This window comes from Desulfobacca acetoxidans DSM 11109 (assembly GCF_000195295.1).
In the GTDB taxonomy this organism is placed as follows: Bacteria; Desulfobacterota; Desulfobaccia; order Desulfobaccales; family Desulfobaccaceae; genus Desulfobacca; species Desulfobacca acetoxidans.
Genome location: NC_015388.1, coordinates 1,333,546 through 1,350,751 on the forward strand (window position 1 = coordinate 1,333,546; position 17,206 = coordinate 1,350,751).

19 protein-coding genes are annotated in these 17,206 nt (G+C 54.2%); 5 read left to right on the top strand and 14 right to left on the bottom strand.

Annotated features, from left to right (window positions below; translation table 11 throughout):
- Positions 1 to 61 precede the first annotated feature (61 nt).
- On the bottom strand, positions 62 to 574 hold the full coding sequence (locus tag DESAC_RS05710) for an autotransporter outer membrane beta-barrel domain-containing protein (RefSeq protein ID WP_083800220.1): 513 nt from the start codon (positions 572 to 574) through the stop codon (positions 62 to 64).
- On the opposite strand from DESAC_RS05710, the gene DESAC_RS16755 reads away from it, so the two are divergent.
- Positions 540 to 674, top strand: coding sequence for a hypothetical protein (locus DESAC_RS16755; protein ID WP_258164928.1), 135 nt, complete (start codon positions 540 to 542; stop codon positions 672 to 674). The genes DESAC_RS05710 and DESAC_RS16755 overlap by 35 nt on opposite strands.
- 91 nt (positions 675 to 765) lie before the next feature.
- Here the strand turns inward: DESAC_RS16755 and DESAC_RS05715 are convergent, their stop codons facing one another.
- The 5 genes from DESAC_RS05715 to DESAC_RS05735 all read right to left on the bottom strand — a co-directional run bounded on the left by DESAC_RS05715 (position 766) and on the right by DESAC_RS05735 (position 4,821).
- Positions 766 to 1,320, bottom strand: coding sequence for a hypothetical protein (locus DESAC_RS05715; protein WP_013706125.1), 555 nt, complete (start codon positions 1,318 to 1,320; stop codon positions 766 to 768).
- Positions 1,320 to 1,913, bottom strand: a complete 594-nt coding sequence (gene pgsA / locus DESAC_RS05720) for a CDP-diacylglycerol--glycerol-3-phosphate 3-phosphatidyltransferase (RefSeq protein WP_013706126.1) — start codon at positions 1,911 to 1,913, stop codon at positions 1,320 to 1,322. The genes DESAC_RS05715 and pgsA overlap by 1 nt, the downstream gene beginning before the upstream one ends.
- A 365-nt stretch (positions 1,914 to 2,278) precedes the next feature.
- Positions 2,279 to 3,232 carry a tRNA (adenosine(37)-N6)-dimethylallyltransferase MiaA gene (gene miaA, locus DESAC_RS05725; RefSeq protein WP_169311509.1) on the bottom strand — a complete coding sequence of 318 codons (954 nt, stop codon included), beginning with the start codon at positions 3,230 to 3,232 and terminating at the stop codon, positions 2,279 to 2,281.
- Between the two features lie 184 nt (positions 3,233 to 3,416).
- Positions 3,417 to 4,025: a YdcF family protein gene (locus DESAC_RS05730; protein WP_013706128.1), complete on the bottom strand. Its 609-nt coding sequence runs from the start codon at positions 4,023 to 4,025 to the stop codon at positions 3,417 to 3,419.
- A 55-nt stretch (positions 4,026 to 4,080) separates the two neighbouring features.
- Positions 4,081 to 4,821, bottom strand: coding sequence for an RNA 2'-phosphotransferase (locus DESAC_RS05735; protein ID WP_013706129.1), 741 nt, complete (start codon positions 4,819 to 4,821; stop codon positions 4,081 to 4,083).
- Between the two features lie 106 nt (positions 4,822 to 4,927).
- Here DESAC_RS05735 and DESAC_RS05740 point away from each other — a divergent pair, with 106 nt between their 5' ends.
- The 3 genes from DESAC_RS05740 to DESAC_RS05750 all read left to right on the top strand — a co-directional run bounded on the left by DESAC_RS05740 (position 4,928) and on the right by DESAC_RS05750 (position 6,473).
- A complete protein-coding gene (locus DESAC_RS05740; protein ID WP_013706130.1) occupies positions 4,928 to 5,434 on the top strand; it encodes a hypothetical protein in 507 nt (168 codons plus the stop codon).
- Positions 5,435 to 5,528: 94 nt separating this feature from the next.
- A complete protein-coding gene (locus tag DESAC_RS05745) occupies positions 5,529 to 5,807 on the top strand; it encodes an FmdB family zinc ribbon protein (protein ID WP_013706131.1) in 279 nt (92 codons plus the stop codon).
- An 87-nt stretch (positions 5,808 to 5,894) separates the two neighbouring features.
- Positions 5,895 to 6,473: a DUF6657 family protein gene (locus DESAC_RS05750; RefSeq protein ID WP_013706132.1), complete on the top strand. Its 579-nt coding sequence runs from the start codon at positions 5,895 to 5,897 to the stop codon at positions 6,471 to 6,473.
- Positions 6,474 to 6,547: 74 nt separating this feature from the next.
- On the opposite strand, the gene DESAC_RS05755 is transcribed toward DESAC_RS05750, so the two are convergent.
- Positions 6,548 to 6,889 carry an Mth938-like domain-containing protein gene (locus DESAC_RS05755; protein WP_013706133.1) on the bottom strand — a complete coding sequence of 114 codons (342 nt, stop codon included), beginning with the start codon at positions 6,887 to 6,889 and terminating at the stop codon, positions 6,548 to 6,550.
- An 80-nt stretch (positions 6,890 to 6,969) separates the two neighbouring features.
- Here DESAC_RS05755 and DESAC_RS05760 point away from each other — a divergent pair, with 80 nt between their 5' ends.
- On the top strand, positions 6,970 to 7,800 hold the full coding sequence (locus DESAC_RS05760; protein WP_013706134.1) for an RNA methyltransferase: 831 nt from the start codon (positions 6,970 to 6,972) through the stop codon (positions 7,798 to 7,800).
- Between the two features lie 530 nt (positions 7,801 to 8,330).
- Here the strand turns inward: DESAC_RS05760 and DESAC_RS05765 are convergent.
- The 7 genes from DESAC_RS05765 to DESAC_RS05800 all read right to left on the bottom strand — a co-directional run bounded on the left by DESAC_RS05765 (position 8,331) and on the right by DESAC_RS05800 (position 17,156).
- The gene (locus tag DESAC_RS05765) at positions 8,331 to 10,421 is read right to left on the bottom strand and encodes an acetate--CoA ligase family protein (protein WP_013706136.1); all 2,091 of its coding nucleotides are present in this window, start codon (positions 10,419 to 10,421) and stop codon (positions 8,331 to 8,333) included.
- 214 nt (positions 10,422 to 10,635) lie between these two features.
- Complete coding sequence (gene rsmB, locus DESAC_RS05770) at positions 10,636 to 12,006, bottom strand: 16S rRNA (cytosine(967)-C(5))-methyltransferase RsmB (protein ID WP_013706137.1); 1,371 nt, start codon at positions 12,004 to 12,006, stop codon at positions 10,636 to 10,638.
- Positions 12,007 to 12,053: 47 nt separating this feature from the next.
- On the bottom strand, positions 12,054 to 12,896 hold the full coding sequence (locus DESAC_RS05775) for a DUF116 domain-containing protein (protein ID WP_013706138.1): 843 nt from the start codon (positions 12,894 to 12,896) through the stop codon (positions 12,054 to 12,056).
- A 6-nt stretch (positions 12,897 to 12,902) separates the two neighbouring features.
- Positions 12,903 to 13,844, bottom strand: a complete 942-nt coding sequence (gene fmt / locus DESAC_RS05780; protein WP_013706139.1) for a methionyl-tRNA formyltransferase — start codon at positions 13,842 to 13,844, stop codon at positions 12,903 to 12,905.
- On the bottom strand, positions 13,841 to 14,344 hold the full coding sequence (def, locus tag DESAC_RS05785; RefSeq protein ID WP_013706140.1) for a peptide deformylase: 504 nt from the start codon (positions 14,342 to 14,344) through the stop codon (positions 13,841 to 13,843). The genes fmt and def overlap by 4 nt, the downstream gene beginning before the upstream one ends.
- A gap of 331 nt (positions 14,345 to 14,675) precedes the next feature.
- Complete coding sequence (prxU, locus tag DESAC_RS15700) at positions 14,676 to 15,395, bottom strand: thioredoxin-dependent peroxiredoxin (protein WP_083800224.1); 720 nt, start codon at positions 15,393 to 15,395, stop codon at positions 14,676 to 14,678.
- Between the two features lie 237 nt (positions 15,396 to 15,632).
- Positions 15,633 to 17,156 carry a catalase gene (locus DESAC_RS05800; protein WP_013706143.1) on the bottom strand — a complete coding sequence of 508 codons (1,524 nt, stop codon included), beginning with the start codon at positions 17,154 to 17,156 and terminating at the stop codon, positions 15,633 to 15,635.
- Positions 17,157 to 17,206 lie beyond the last annotated feature (50 nt).

Here is a 17,206-nt window from a genome sequence, read left to right on the forward strand (position 1 = left end):
TCATGCTTTGTTGTGATTACCAGAACATGCCAATTTAAGAGACAATAGACCTGCCGGTTCCTTAAAACTCCACCCGCAGTCCTGCCGTTACCCCCTGATAAAAACTGCCTCCCCGACCGACTTCGGCATTGTAGCCGACCCTGGCGGTGAATCGCTTGGAACAACGGGCCGCCACCTCCACCCCGAGGACGGCGAAGTCCCGTTGGGGAGCGTCAGTCCGAAAAATGAAAGGGACACTACTCTGGGCCAGGCTGGCATTCAATCCCCGGCTGCGGTCGGAATATTCATGCTGCCAGACGGCATATACTTGGGGCGTCAGGGGCACGGAGCCGATTTTGGTAGTGTAGGCCAGACGTCCTCCCAATCCGGTCTGCAGTGACGCCGCCGACTGTCGGGCCACGGTAAGATTCAGGGCCCCGGCAATACTTTCGGTAAATGTGCGGGTCTGGAGATCAACATAGTGCAGCGACAGCTTCGGGCCGGCGATGACAGCTCCCGCCTTAAAATCATAACCGGTCTCAGCTGCCAGATGAAGCTGGTTGCCGCTGGTTGTTGCCCTGGCGGTGCGGCTGATGCCTCCAAACCGGAGATTCCTTGGCTTGCAGGATACCGCCGTTCAGGGTCTGGGGGGCAGAAGTATTGCCCAACAACCGCAGCCAGCCAGCGTCCACTGAGTGCTGTAGGGTGCGCACCGCCCACCATTTCTTGATCTACTCTCTCTTATCATCCTCTAGAAAATTGCGGTTCGGACTTTTGCAGAAAAATTCAGGAATTCTGGGCTGATTCCAGGCGCTGGCGGAATTCCTTCAGGGCCTGGGGAATCAATCGCCGGATAAAAATGGCGCGGTCGCTGGGGATAAGTTTCTCATACTCGCCATAAGCGGGGTAACCCGGCGCCAAGGGGGGGGTCTGAATGGCCTGTGCTGCGGAAGCCTTGGCGACTATGTCGAGCAAGGCGACCAGCGGTTGCTCAGCTTTTGGAGGGGATTCCACCCAGCCCAGCCGCCGGAGCATCTCAAAGCGGAAATAATCTAGCAGACGCAAAGAAAGGTCTAAAACACACTGTTTTGTCTGGCTGTCCAGATCGTTTAGGATAAAGCGGGTCGACGTGCCCCATCCCTTGGCTCCCATAACCAGATCAAAGATGACGCAGAGATTTTCCTCTCCGGGTGTAGCCAGAAACAAGAGAGTACGGTCGCTCAGATCACCTAGGCGCGTTTGAGGGCCGAATTGCTCGCGAAATCTGGTCAGCCAGGTGCGGAAACCGTGATCTGCAGCCAATTTGCGACGGAACTGCTCAAGCTCAATAACCTCAGCCATTAGCTCTGTCCTAAATCAGCCGTTTTTTTACCATGTTCATTGAGCAGACGCAAACCCCGCATGAGATAATGGATGCCTGAGGCTACTGTAAAATAAGCGGTTACCCAACCGCATCCCACCAGCACCCAGCGGGGGTAAGGCCACAATTCTCCCAGAATGGCTAAAAAAACTGTAAAAATCTGAAAGACGGTGGCCCATTTGCTTACTCGGGCCGGTTCGATGCGCACGGTCACATCAAAGAGTTTAAGGGCGATGATGCCACCTACTATGACTATATCGCGGCTGATGACAATGATTGCCAGCCAGGCCGGAACCTTGTGAAAATAACCCAGCACAAGGAAACTGGAGGTTATTAACAACTTGTCCGCCAAAGGATCCAGGTGGGCCCCGAGCGGTGACTTCTGTTTAAAATTACGGGCAATATAACCGTCGATCAGGTCGCTCAAGCCGGCTAAGACAAAAATGATCATTGCCCGATCATAAACGCCTTGCAGCAGAAAAATTACAAACAACGGCGTGGCCAGGATGCGTATCATGGTGATGACATTGGGCACGGTCAGACGGGAATTAATATATGGAGGCTCCTGTTCCACGAACCAGATTCCTTACTCTATTACCCACAAACTGCGAATTAGTTACACGTCGGCGCGATCTTTGTGTTCGCCCTCAACATCGGTTATGTATCATATTCTGCTTTTTATGAAAACAGTGCTCTTAAAGACGGCGGGCGCGGCCCGCCCTATGAGTAAATTGCCGATAAATTATCGATAATGTGATAGGGCGGCCCGTGGCCGCCGCATCTGTTTGACATGGTCGATGAGAAAAGATTTACATGAAAACAGTGAGCAGTGAGTAGAAAAAACATTATTGTGAGCAGCTACCACGGTTCTGTGTTCATGCTTCGTTGTGATCACCAGGACATGCCAATTTATAAGAGAAACATCGGTTCTATTTCAGGCTAACAACAGCTCCATGAGCCGAAAAAAAGGTCCAGCCGTTTCAAAGCAGCCGAAATCTGAGAGGGCTCCAGCAGATGTATATCCGGCTCGCTGCGCAGCCAGGTCAACTGGCGCTTGGCGTAGCGCCGGGTGTCGCGCTTAAGCTGCGCCACAGCTTCTTCCCAGGAAAGGTAGCCTTGGAGAAATCCCCCGATATGCCGATAGCCCAGTGACTGAAGGGACTTAAGCCGAGGGGAGTAGCGTTTCAGAAGGTCCTGCACCTCGGCAACCAACCCGGAAGCCAACATTGCCTCCACTCGGCAATCGATGCGGGCATAGAGTTCTTCCCGAGGGCGGACTAAGGCGATCTTCAGAACGCGGTAAGGATTATTGGCAAAACGATGCCGTTGCCGCAACTCTGACATTTTTTGGCCAGTAGCGGCTATGACCTCGAGGGCGCGTTGGATGCGAAAAGCGTCGTGAGGATGCAACCGTTGGGCGGTTTCCGGGTCCAAAAGGCGGAGGCGGTCATACAAAACCGGTAGACCTTGGATAGCCAACTCCTCCTGCAGGTGCTGGCGAATGGTTTTGTCCTGCACGCCGTCATTAAAGATGCCGTAGAGCAGGGCCCGGATATAGAGGCCGGTTCCCCCTACCACCAGTGGGGGGACGCGGCGGGCGTGGAGCTCCGCCAGGACGCGGCGTCCGCGGCGGCAGTAAGCCGCAGCATCAAAATCTTCATCCGGGAAGACCACATCTATCAAGTGATGGGGTGTCAGGGCTCGCTCTTCCTGGGTGGGCTTGGCGCTGCCGATATCCAGCTCCCGATAGACCTGAAGGGAATCGGCGCTGACAATCTCTGCTCCCAATTCTTGGGCTACTTGCAGGGCCAAGGCAGTCTTACCCACCGCAGTAGGGCCGGTTATGACTGCTACGGGTAAAAAAGGGGTGGCGTCGGCGGATTCAGGGATCAATTGAATCGAAAATCCTTCTCCATTTTTGCAGCTCTTGCAAAAATCTTGTTTTGGTATTATTGTCATTCTGCTGGGGGTGCAGGCTTGCTGGCCTGTGCCGCAGTCATTTCATAATCTCGAAACTCGGAATTCAAAATTCGAAACTCATCTTCTGACCGAAAACCAGAAACGTTCATTTGCTTCATCAGAGTTGTTCGTGACCCAGGATCCCCCGTCCCCACAGTTTCATCCAGGCGCCCCCCTCCCGCAGGATAAATTTGGTCAGTCGCACATAACGCCGCCGCTGCCAATAATCGACCAGCAGCCCCCTGGCCGGCAGGAGGCGGATAGTGAGCCGGCGAGCCCGGAAGCTCCGTCGGAAGAGATAGGCGGCGCGAGGCATATGCAATTCGTCCGTGACTAGGCCGGCGGCCATAAGTCCCCGTTGCTGCAGCAGCACTGCGGTATGGCGGGCTGATTCTACCGTGCTCAGACTGACCTCCTCGAGAATAAGTCGCTGCTCCAGTTTCCTGCCACACGCTTCTCCCCAATGCCGGACTGCTTGACCTAAGGCCCAATCGGCCATGGCCCGGGCTTCGGTGGCGGGACGGCCCGGCCACAGGCCGCCGGTGATTACCACCCAGCTTTCCGGGTACGTTTCTACTACCAGGGGGAGGGCGTGATGCAATCGAAAACGGGCAACCCGCCCCGGATGCCCGTCCCGACCGACAAGCGCCCCCACTATAATGATGGCGTCCAAGGTATGGGACTTAGATTCCGGGGTCGATAGATTCGATAGATCTTTGATCTTCATCGGGAGATTGTAAAAAATTGGGTATCTCTCGGTGTCGGTTGGAGTCCGAGCAATTTTATTTCTTGGTCTTCTGCCGACGCTGGGTCCTTGCGGCTTTTTTCCAGCCTGGGTCTTTCTGGCGGCCTTTTTCTTTCCAGGGTTTTATCGGCTCGCCTTGGATATTGAGCCAGATGGCGCCGGGGGCAGGGGGAGCCGGGGGCTTCTTATCAGCTGCCGCTGGTTTGACTACTGGTTTTTTCGGGGTCGGAGGCAGTTGTAGATACTCTGGTGCAATGGCGTCGCTCAGATAAAGCTTCGGGCCGTAAGAAAAAAAGTTCACCCCTCGCTTGGCTGCAGCTTGGGCCTGAACAATCACCATGATGGCCTGGGGATCACGGCGCTGGCCCAAACGTTTGGCCAACTCCTGATTATCGGCCAATACGAGTTCGCCACCCGACGGTGGCTGAAGCCCGCGCTCGGCGACCGCGTGATGCGAATTGGCCGTAATGGCCCGATACAGAAGCGGTGGCGGCCAGGCTGCCTCCTGAGAACGCAGTTCGGCCGGCTGCGGATGCAGGGCCCGGATGTAGGTCTGATCCAATTCAAAATCGCCCGGATTTATCAGGTTCACTACCTCCTCCAGATGCGAGCGCCTGACGAACCTCCATCCCTCTTCTTGGCCCAAAGCCCGGAGAAGTTCTTTTACGGCCAGACGGCCGGATTTGTCTAAAACCAGACCGAATTCGTCGGGGTGATGGCAGAGGATATACCTTAAAAGCCTGGCCAAGGACTCCTGACGTTGCTGCCGCTGTCGCATAATTATCCTTATTGTCTTGAATTCCTGAGAATTTTGTAACAGAAAGGGATTGACAAAGCAAGGCGTAGTGATAAATTTAGTTAGAGAAAGATACGGGCGGGTGCCTATGGCTCGTCGACAATTTACCGGTTCGGATAAATCGACCATTCAAGAAGCGGTGTTGATCGCCGAAGAGGTGACGAGTGATTTTTTTAAGCTGTCATCGAGTCAATGGCGACGCTCCCGGTATGATATTCTGACTCTGGAATCCTTATGGGACGAAGAGATATCGACCCATGCCCTGGCTCAATTAGCCAAATACACCTGTTGCCTGCCGGGGCGAGAGCTCAAGTCAGCCCAGTTCGATCTCTATCGGATCTGTCTACAGGATCATAACATCCTAAAAACCCTGGAAAAAGAAACCACGTTGCTTCTGCTGCCGCTTATGATCTACGTGATCACGCATGAACTGGTGCACATCGTCCGATTCAGCTACTTCCACCATCTTTTTGAGGCAACGGCAGAGGAAAGAAAACTCGAAGAGAAAAGGGTACACTCCTTGACTCAAGAGATCCTGGTGCCGCTAAGGTCGCCGAAAATTCGGGATATTACTTTATATTACAATAGTTGTTAGTATAAACCTAAGGATGCACAAGGCACCAGGGCGGGACCGGCGTACCGGATGCCTTTCATTATACCCTTGTTTTTATGAAGGAGGTTTTTGAACCATGCCCATCTATGAGTATCAGTGTGACGTTTGTGGTCAGGTTATCGAGGAGTGGCAGAAATTTACCGACGGTCCTCTGACCACCTGCAAACACTGCGGCGGCAAGCTCAGCAGAATCATATCGCACAGCTCTTTTCATCTGAAAGGCGGCGGTTGGTATGTCAGTGACTATGGCCATGCCAAACCTGGCAGCGCCCCCTCGAGCAGCGAATCTTCCTCCGTTGAGAAGAAAGCTGAGGCGCCTTCTGCGGCGGGACCGGCTCAAAAATCAGACGCCTGATAAACTGCCGATGGCAACCCCATAGATGAGCAAGGACTTGGCGCCTTGCTCTTTTTTTTCTGTCAATCGCCCAAAAAGGATGCACGTATGGCTGAAATCAAAAGCACTTTGGAACTGGCCCTGGAAAAAGCCGCGCAATTCGGCAAGGCCTCCCAACAAGAGCTGCAGGAGGTCAAATGGCGGGAGCAGGCGCGTCATTTGACCGGCGAGTTCTTGTGGGAAAAGATCGAACTAGCGCCGGAGTTGAAAAAATTTTCTCCCGAAGCTCAGGCAGTGATGACTGAAGCCGTCAAAGAGATTTTACTGCGCAATATTACCCTGCCTCGTACCGGGGTCATTGATCCCGCCAATAAACGCGCCCAGGTAGGCCTAATCCAGGTGGCTCGGGATAAGAAGGCCATGCAGCGTCAGCTTCAGGAAGTCGGTCAGGTATTTCAGGGTTATGAGCAGGTGCGCCAGAATGCCCTGCAGCAATTAAAAGCCCAATTCAATTCGCAACTAGAGGGCGTCAAACGTACTCTGGAGAACCAGATGCACCGCTCTTTGACTATCGATGCCGAGCAACTTCCCCAGTTTCAGGAGCAGTGGCGTACCTTCGAGGCACAACTCAACCAACAGTTTGAGCCTTTGTTGGAAAAGCATAAACGGGTGATGGCGACGCTGTAGCGGGCCATGCTTTTTTTGTAATCTTACAGTTGCCGACGCCGGGCTCCTTGATCATTGCCCGGTGTCTCTCATTCTCAACAGGTGAGATGCAGCGCTGCTACTACCTTGCGGCGGGGCGATAGTTCGTTATAGGTGGCGCAGGCTGTTTTAGTAGGCATTTCGAGTAATTCGATCTGGTTTTGCCGCAGATACTGCTTTAGCGCCTCGTCTACTCGCATCTTCCCCGGTTGGCCCTGGCCGACAATGAACACTTCCGGCTTGGAGGCCAGGGCCGCTGCCACGTCCTGGAGCTGCACCAGATGACTCTCCTGCCGCCACCAGGAGTCTTGAATCCCGTCCGGCAACAGGATAATATCTTGGCTAAAGCTTTGGCCCTCCACCACGATCCGGCCAAATTCATAAGAATCGATTCGCATACATCGGGCTCCTGATATCTTGTGTGGAAAAGGGAAATATGGCGCCGAAGGGTTCTTGACTATGCGCCATTGCCGATACTATGAAAGAAAATGCATTGCACCATCCGGATATTGAGTCCGTACCCCTGCGTCGGATAAGACTGGAAAATCTGGCCGTTATCCTCCACAAACCCCGGTCGCCGGAAAACATCGGTGCCAGTGCCCGAGCCGCATGTAATATGGGGTTGTCCCGCCTGATAGTAGTGCAGCCCGAAGTCCTGGACCAGGAGCGGATGTTGAAGATGGCCACCGGCAGCGCCGCCGAGTTGATTCATAACCTGGTCGTGTATCACGATCTCGGTACGGCACTGGGGCCTTTCCATTTTATTGTCGGTACCACCGCCCGCATCGGGGGCAACGTGCGCCAGAGTCCGGTGACGCCCCGTGATATAGCCCAGCAGCTCATTCCTTTATCATATCACAATCGGATTGCCCTGCTGTTTGGTCCGGAAAATTGGGGGCTGACCAACGAAGAGCTGGCTTTCTGCCATGCTTTGGTGACCATTCCGACTGCCGCTTTCCGTTCTCTCAACCTGGCCCAGGCGGTTCTGCTCGTTGCCTACGAGATCTTCCTGGCCCGTCAGGATCAGCGCGATCGATTTACCCCCCGTTTGGCAAACTCCTGGGAGCTGGAAGCTATGTACGCCGACCTGCAGGACACCCTCATTAAAATAAATTATATCGGACATCAGAATCCGCAGCACTGGATGATGCGCCTCAGGCGTTTTTTTTCCCGCCACGGTCTGCGAGCGGTGGAAGTACAGGTAATCAGAGGAATCTGCCGTCAGATTGATTGGTATGTGCGCCGGAGACTGGAGGCGAAGCCGGATTTACACAAGTTCACATGTTCTCAAGAACACAACGAAGCATAAAAACAGTCGACTTCCAACGGATTGCCAGGAGTCATTACCCCTTACCTATAACCTGTTTTTATATAAGTCCACATGTTCTCAAGAACACAACGAAGCATAAAAACAGAATCGTGGCGGCTGCTCACAATAATGTTTTTGCTGCTCACGGCTCACGGCTCACGGCTCACTGTTTTTATATAAGTCCACATGTTCTCAAGAACACAACGAAGCATAAAAACAGAGGCGTAAAGGCGTAGTGGCGTAGTGGGCATTGCCCACCCTACAAATACATTCTGTTTTTATACAAGTTCACATGCTCTCCCGAACACAACGAAGCATAAAAACAGAATCGTGGCGGCTGCTCACAATAATGTTTTTGCTGCTCACGGCTCACGGCTCACGGCTCACTGTTTTTATATAAGTCCTGAGGGCTGAATAAAAACACCGGTAGAGCGGGAAAGCGTAGCGCAGCCCGCCTGTGGGAGTGGTCAGCGGTCAGTGGGGAGTGAAGGTAGTTTTTACCGACCATTGACCACTCCCGTTTTATACCCTCAGTTGCTTATAATGATCCGGGCATCCAGGGCGATGGTCCCCTGGCCTTGAGGGAAGACCAGGACAGGGTTGAGATCGACCTCCTGGATTTGGGGGCAATGCATCATCAGGGCGGAAAGCAGGACCAGGTTTTGGGCCAGGGAATCAATATCCAGAGGCGGTTGGCCGCGGCGGCCCTGCAGGATTTTGTAGACCTTGGTTTCAGCAATGAGTTCCTGGGCGGTGGTCAGGTTTAGCGGAGCCAGCCGCATGGCGACATCTTCTAAAACTTCCACCCAGATGCCACCAGCGCCAAACAAGATCATGGGTCCAAAGGCGCGGTCCCGTTTGGCGCCCAGGATAACTTCGAATCCACCCTCGATATAGGGCATGACCAGCACCTGCCATTTTTCGCCGTCTGGCAGGCGGGATATAGCGACCTGTTGCAGATTCAAAAAGCCCTCTCGCGCGGCCTGGGGTGAGGGCAGATTAAGCAAGACACCGCCCAGGTCGGATTTGTGCAAGGCGCTGGGCGCCACGAGTTTCAGACAGGCGGGCGCGCCCAGCGCGGCCGCGGCTGACTCCGCCTCGGCGGCCGAGGTCACCTGATGCCACATCGGTAAACGGATGCCCAAGGTTTGGATGACCTCCAAGGCGATTGTCAGGGGTAATGGCCCGGGGGTGTCCAGATAAGGAGATAATACCCGGTCGACGGCGGGCAGGGAAGAGATTTCCGGGGCTGCGGCGAGGGGCGGCAACAACTGACAGATAGTATAACTGCGGGCCAGACTCAGGGCCCGAATGGCCTCTCCAGGAAAAGAAAAAACCGGCTCTCCCAACTCATGTTGGAAGAAAAGGCGTTCCTCCAGGTTGCCGATGACGGTGATTAACAGGGGTTTTTGATGTCGCCGGGCTACCTCGATGAGGTTTTTGGCCATGGCTCGGGCCTGCTCCTGCTCGGCCTCATTGATAGGCCCGTAATTAAAGATAATTGCATCAATCTCGGGATCCCGGCAGAAAGCCGCGGTAACATCTTGATATAGGGTAAAGTCGAAAATGTCACCCAGATCGAGCGGGTTCATCGGTTTGATCACCCCGGCGCGAGAGCGGCTCTGGATGAGTTGGCGGATCTCTTCCGACAATGGTGGCAATTGAAAACCGGCCTTCTGGCAGGCATCGGCGACCACGACGGCCTCGCCGCCGGAGCGGGACAACACCACCAACCGGTCCCCCTTGAGGGGTGGTTGCAGCAGGGCAATCGCCGCGTGCAGAAACTCATTCCGGCTATGTACCCGCAGGATGCCGGATTGGCAGCAGGCGGCGGTAACCACTTCGTCGTCCACCGCCAGGGAGGCGGTATGGCTACGGGCAATATCAGCGCTCAGTCCCCCGATATTGGCCTTGTGCAGCAGGATGGGTTTTTTGGCCTGCCGGCCCAACTCCATCAGGCGACGTCCATCGGCCAAGTCTTCCATGTACAGGTAGATCAGTTTAGTACCAGGGTCGTTCAAGAGAAAACTGAGGATGTCATTCTCACTGATATCCAGTTTATTGCCGACGCTGACAAATTTGTTCATTCCGAGACCGGATTGGGCCAGCCAGGCAATGACGTTGCCGCCGACGCCACCGCTTTGGCACACGAGGGAGACACCGCCCAACCGCGGTTTGCCCGGCAGACTCATAAAGGGCAGGCAGAGGCCGATTTCAAGGTTGATAATGCCCAAGCCGTTTGGGCCAACCATCCGGATCTGATGATCTCTGAGTCTCTGTTGCACCTGTTCTTCTAAACGATGGCCTTCTTCGCCCAACTCCGAAAACCCGCCGGATTCCACCACCACACGCTTGACCCCCAGGCGGCCACAGTCATCTAAGATGTTCGGCACCACCCGGGCTGGCGCCAGGACGGCGACGAGATCGGGTGAGGTCGGTAAATCCAGAAGGGAAGGGTAAATCTTAAGATCAAAGGCCTGACCGCCCCTGGGACCGACCGGGAAGATGGCTCCAGGGAATCTAAACTCCAACAGATTGTTGACAATATTGCGTCCGAGATTGTCGGGGTCTTCCGAGACGCCCACCACAGCCACAGATTTGGGATAGAAAAAATCTTTCATGTCACTTGCATCACTCTGAGAAATAATGATTTCATATGCTAATTGCCGTTTTCTAAAAAAACCAAAACCTTGAAAACCCCTTGCCGGTGGCGCAGGCTTCCAGCCTGTGCAGAAGTTGTTTTCTTATTAACTCGAAACTCGAAACTCGAAACTTAAACATTATTATACTACGAACGGCGAGAAACAAGTATAGTCCGCCAATTAATTTTCTGACTCACCTCTCCTTGGCTAACAGGGCGGCAAAGAAGCCGTCCAGATCATGCCGCTCCGGCAGGGTTCGAAAATACCCATCGGCATCGATGAAAGGGGTTATTTCGGGAGCGTCGCTGACGGGGCCGGGGTGCAGGGCAAAATCTGGGTGTGAGCGGAGAAAAGCAGCCATTACGGATTCGTTTTCCTCCGGTTCAGTGGTGCAGGTGATGTAGAGCAAAAGTCCACCTGGGCGCATATAGGGGGCGGCTTGTCGCAGCAGAGCCGCCTGCAGGCGGGCAAAACGGTCCAAATCCCCCGGTTGCCGCCGCCAACGCAGTTCAGGGTGGCGGCGCAGCACTCCCAATCCGGAGCACGGTGCATCGATCAATATCCGATCGAATCGGTGCTCGGGTTGTATTGGCAGGGAGAGGGTGGCGTCCGTTAAGAGCAGATCAACTCCGGTTAGGCCCAAGCGCTGCCTGCTGCGGTTCAAAGCCGCCATCCGCTCCAGACTATGGTCCACCGCCAGAATACGTCCCTTTCCCCTCAGGAGCTGGGCCAGATGCGTCGTTTTGCCGCCGCGGCCGGCGCCGATCTCGAGAATCCCGTGACCCGGTTGGGGCTGCAGCAGCAGGGTGGCCAATTGGGCCGCTTCATCTTGGAAAAGCCATAACCCCCGCTGATATGAGGGCAGATTGAAGGGGGATTGCTTTAGCGAGCAGATGGTCAGACCCACCGGCGAGAAACGGCCGGATTCGGTCGCAATGCCTTCGGTCTGAAGAACGACTTGCAGGGTGGCCGGACTGATCAGGGCCGTATTGACCCGGATGGACAGAGGCGGGTGGAGATTGTTGGCCTGAGCTCGCTTCCAGGCTGCCTCCGGTCCTAAACGTTCGAGCCAACGAGCCGCCAGCCATTCCGGGTGGGAGGTGGCGACGGCCAGGGCCGTCACCGGCTCGATTTCCGGATCGGGGAGGGGAAGATCGGGAAGTGCCGTGGCCAACTTGCGGGCTGCAGCATTAACGAAACCGATTAAGGCCGGGGGGAGTCGGTGGATTTTGGCGAGCTTCACTGACTCATTAACCGCTGCCGAAGCCGGGATGCGGTCCAAAAAGAGGAGTTGATAGGTTGTTAACCGCAGGAGGTTCAGCACCAGTGGATGGAGCTTATTTACCGGTTGGTGGGAAACTTGGCCGATGGCATAATCCAGCCGCCCCCGCCAGCGCAAGACGCCGGTGACCAGTTCGCGCAGCAGGGCCCGATCGGGGTGGGAGAGGCGGGGATGATCGCTGAGGGTCTGTTCAATCAGGGCGTCCAGGAACGGTCCCGGAGCACCCCCCGGAACATTGGTTTTTTGCCAGATGGAGATAATCTCCACCGCCAGACCGCGCACGGCAGGATCGGCTTGGGTACTTCTCGAGATACGATATGTACGGGAGCTCAGGGGCTGGCCTCGGAGGAGGGCTTGGCCGATTCCGGGGTCGGTAAGAAAACCTGCACCGCCTGTTCGACCCGTTTCAGGTCAACTTCAGTATCATAACAGGGTCCGTGCGGCCGGTGGTTTAAGATGCCGTAGACGGGCAGGGGATAGCTGTCTTTCAGGCCGCTGGTCAGGTCGCGTTCGCAGGCCACCGCAATAATCACCTTGGGACGGCGCTCTACAATAATCCGCCGAGCAATGGTACCCCCGGTGGCCACTGCTAGACCGACCTGATATTTTTCCGAAATTTCCAAAAGGCCCTTGATATGGCATTTGCCGCAACGTTTGCAGTTCTCCACCCTGCCGGTGATCCTAACCGGGCAGTCATGAAATTGCAGGCAATGAGGCATCAATAACAGTATCTTGTCTGGCGTGGTTTTAATTTTTTGAGCCAGTACCAGTTGGTTGTTAATTTCAATGAATGACCGCTGTACCTGTGCTTTACTGACGCCAAAGAGTCGGCCGACACCGATCAGCAACGGAAAAACGATTTTAACGATAATCCCCCGGAGTCTTTTGGAAATGAAGAGATCGCGGCCCAGCATGATCGTCAGGATCAGCAGGAAAACGCCGCTAAAAACCAGTATGACGAAGGCACCGAAAACGATCCCCAGGATTAACGGCAGATAGGGGTGGATATTGGTGAAACCGACGAACGGGACATACCACAGCAACGCCAGGAGAGGGGCCAATATCAGGCAGGTGGCGACCAGCAGACCGATAAAAATACGCTTTTGGGGGCGGATTGAATTACCCCCGTCAAGGATTAACGGTTGCGTTTCGATGGCGGGTATCTTTTCCATTTTCGACTACCCTAACCGCTCGTTGATCAGGCGGCGTCCCCGAGAAAATTCCAGCGCCGACAACCGGCGGCCGCCGGCCGGCTGCAATTCTTGAAGCCATAAGCTGCCATCCCCGCAGGCAACTTCAGCTCCTGCGGCGCTTACCTGAATGACGGTTCCCGGTAGCGGCAGGTGGGGGCGGGGTGCTGCCAATGCCGGCCGGAAAACCTTGAGGACTTTATGGTGCAGATAGGTCAGTGCCCCGGGTTTAGGGTCCAGACCTCGAATCAATCGTTGGAGCTCCAGGGCCGGACGGCCAAAATTGAGGAGTTGCATCTCTTTGGTCAAAGCCGGGGCATAGACAACTCCCTCGGATCGCTGGGGTATTTTAATAATTTTCCCCCGCTCAACGGCGTGCAGGGCCTTGACTAACAGGCGACCACCTCGGTTGGCTAAACGGCTTCCCAAGGTTCCGGCAGTGTCATCCTCGTGAATCGGCTCAGTCTCCTGTAAAAAAATATCACCAGCGTCCATTTCTTGGGTCATCCACATGATACTTACCCCCGTGAGGGTGTCTCCCCGGATTATGGCCCAATTAATGGGAGCCGCACCCCGATAAAGGGGCAGCAGCGAGGGATGCACGTTCAGGACCCCGAGGGAGGGAATGGCCAGTATTTCCGCAGACAACATCTGCCCGAAAGCTGCAACCAGGATCAGGTCCGGCTGTAACCGTTGCATATCGGGGATGATATCAGCCTGGCCTCTCTGCCGGGGTTGCCATACCGGGATCCCCTGACTGGCGGCCTCAATTTTCACCGGCGAAGAGGTGACCCGCTGGCCTCGCCCCCGGGGGCGGTCAGGTTGGGTGGCCACGGCAGCCACCTTAAAACCGCCTGCCAAGACGGTCCTAAAGCTGGACAGAGCAAAGTCAGGGGTACCCATGAAGACCAGACGCAGGGGCCGGCTCATTTTTTGAGTTTTTTCTGGAGCTGTCTTTTATAGAGGTTTCGTTTTAAGCGGCTGATGCGATCAATGAAGAGGATGCCATCCAAGTGATCGATCTCATGTTGCAACACCACCGCTAAAAGATCTTCCGCTTCGATCCGTACCTCCTTGCCGTTCCGATCCAATCCGGTTGCCAAGACGCGGGCCTTGCGTCGGACATCGGCAGCATAATCTAATACCGACAGGCAGGCTTCCTGATATACCTGGGCGCCTTCCGCGGCAATGATCTCTGGATTAATCAGCACGTTAAGTTTGCGGCCCTCATTTTTGGGGGTGATGTCAAAAATGATCACTCGTTGCAGGGCGCCCACCTGATTAGCTGCCAGACCGATGCCTGGAGCATTATACATGGTGGCGGCCATGTCATCAATCAGGCGTTGAATATCTTCTGTAATTTCCGTAACCGGCAGGGCCTTTTCCTTTAGGACCGATTCAGGATAGGTTTGAATTTCTAAGATTGCCATAATATAGGTTTCCTACAAACAGCCTAACATGCGTATTATCTGTTAGACTCGGAATCGCAGCTCGAAACTTAAAGCTATCTCTATTTTACAATAATACCGGGTATAATTCAAGGCAACCATTTTAACCTGCAGTTATAAGCCCTTGCCTCCTAAGGAATAATCATCTGAGGAACTTAAAGAGATCATCGGAACTTGATTCTGCCGATTAGGTTGTAAAATAATGAAGGAGTGCCAACAGACTGGCACTCCTTTGATGTTCTGATACGTGATTTTGGAAATGGATGATACTATCGGTTCTGTTGCCGCTTTCCTTTTGGGAGAGAAAGAAATATTAGTCGAAGGCCATATCCGTTTTCCAAACCGTCCAGATTTTACCCACCAGATCAATCCCGGGTTTGAGCGTCATCTTGCCTTTCTTCCAACCGGAGGGAGTTGCCTCGGTTCCCTTTGAGTCTCTGACGCGTTGGAAGGCTTGTATCTGTCGGAGTGATTCCATAATATTGCGGCCGACGGGGGGTGAAAGTACTTCAAAACCCTGAACTACACCCTCCGGATCAATAATAAACCGACCCCGGGTCTCTACCCCGGCTTCCTCATCAAATACCCCATAGGCCTTACCAACGTTGCCACCGGCATCAGAGAGCATAGGGAAAGGAATGCCCCCTTCCACCATTTTGCTCAGCTCATCGTCATTCCACATCTTTTGCACGAAAACACTGTCGATGCTCATCGATAAGATTTCGACGCCGAGTTTCTGAAATTCTGCATATTTTGCGGCAACTGCCGCAATTTCGGTTGCTCAGACAAACGTAAAATCACCGGGATAAAAACACAATACAACCCATTTGCCCAGGTATTCTGAGAGTCTTACTGAAGTAAATTGCCCTTGGTGGTATCCCGGCGCCACAAAATCCGGAGCTTTTTTCCCGACTTTGATCATGGCTGCGACCTCCTTTTTAGGTGTTGTAGTTTGGGTGTCTGGCTCATCGATGCTTTCCCCGACCGGGCCGCCGGTTGGTCGGGCGCAGCCGAGTTTGATTTCCTCTCCCATGATTGCCTCCTGTATTGAACTGATTGAAATAAAATCGTTCTCAGGAATAATCTCTTTCGGTCCCGAGGCGGGGCGGGGAATTCCAATCCCTCCGAAGAAAGATGTTAGAGAACGAATTGCGAGCCGATGCCACGATTGCCGGTACCATTTTTTCTGCTTTTCTCCCAAAGTGATGAAAAGCATAAAAACTATGTGGCCATAAGTTTATAATAGTAATCTCTCAGGACTTGCGCAAGATCAAGAGTATGTCCCTTGATCAGTGGCCTTGGCCCGATCCTCCTGGGTCATACCGGCCAAGCGCTCCAATTCGGACACGTCCAGCTTTAGACCCTCGGCTACTCGGCGACCGTAATCCGGGTTGGCCTTAAAAAAGATGGCCGCCTGACGGTATTGAATCCTTTTCTGAGCATTGCCCAGATGTGCTACGATATTGCCGACAAGGTGATCCCGGTCGGTATCGGTCATGACCTTGCGATACAGATTGCCGGCCTGTACGAAGTCGTCATTGGGGAATCTATAAGGATAACGCCCGGCCAGGCCTCCCACCTCGAAGGGTGGCTCCTCTGTGGCGGGGTCCGGTGCCGGTCCGCCGAAACTGTTAGGCCAGTAGTTGGGACCGCCGCCGCCGTTGTCATCCACCCGCATGAAACCGTCCCGCTGATAGCTGCGCTCGGGTGCATTTTTCGGCGCATTCACCGGTATGAGATGATAGTTAGGACCCAGCCGGTGAATGTGGGTGTCGTGATAGGAAAGCAACCGGGCCTGCAACATCTTATCTGGAGAGGCGCCAATCCCCGGGACAAGATTGGCAGGAGAGAAGGCGGCCTGCTCAACTTCGGCAAAGTAGTTCACCGGATTGCGGTTGAGCACCAGTCTGCCGATTCTGATGGGCGGCGCCTCAGCGTGCGGCCAAACCTTGGTAAGATCGAATATGTCCCACTTAAAGTCATTGGCCTGCTCCGGAGTCAGAATCTGCATTTCCAGCGTCCAGGATGGATAGTCCCCGCGAGCAATAGCGCTATACAGGTCGCGGGTGGCATGGTTCGGATCTTCTCCGGAAAGCCGGATGGACTCCGCCAGGGTTAGATTTTTGATACCATGATCAGTCTTGAAATGGTACTGCACCCAAAAATGCTCGCCCTTAGCATTATACCATTTATAGGTGTGGCTACTGTAACCGTTCATATGGCGATAGGTGGCCGGTGTGCCCCGATCCGAGAAGAGGATCGTGACCTGGTGAACCGACTCCGGGGTAAGAGACAGAAAGTCCCAAAACATATCAGCGTCCGGCAGGTTCGTAGCCGGATGCCGTTTCTGGGTATGAATGAAATCAGGGAACTTGAGCGGATCCCGGATGAAAAAAACCGGGGTATTGTTGCCAGCCAGATCGTAATTGCCTTCTTCGGTATAGAATTTAACGGCAAAACCGCGGGGGTCACGGGCAGCATCGGCAGAGCCCCTCTCGCCTCCCACCGTGGAAAATCTTACGAACACTTCGGTGCGTTTGCCGACCTGATTGAGGAACTTAGCCTTAGTGTATTTCGTAACATCCGCCGTCACCTCAAAATAACCGTGGGCGCCTGCCCCCTTGGCATGCACCACCCGTTCCGGAATCCGCTCCCGGTCAAAGTGCATGAGTTTTTCGAGGAGATGCACATCTTGCAACAATACCGGTCCGCGTCTGCCGGCAGTGAGACTGTTTTGATCATTCGACACTGGGATGCCAAAGGCAGTGGTTAACTTGTTTTTCTCTTGAGTCATCGGTTTATCCTCCTTGTATTTGTTTGATAATGCAAATCGATTCCAGAATG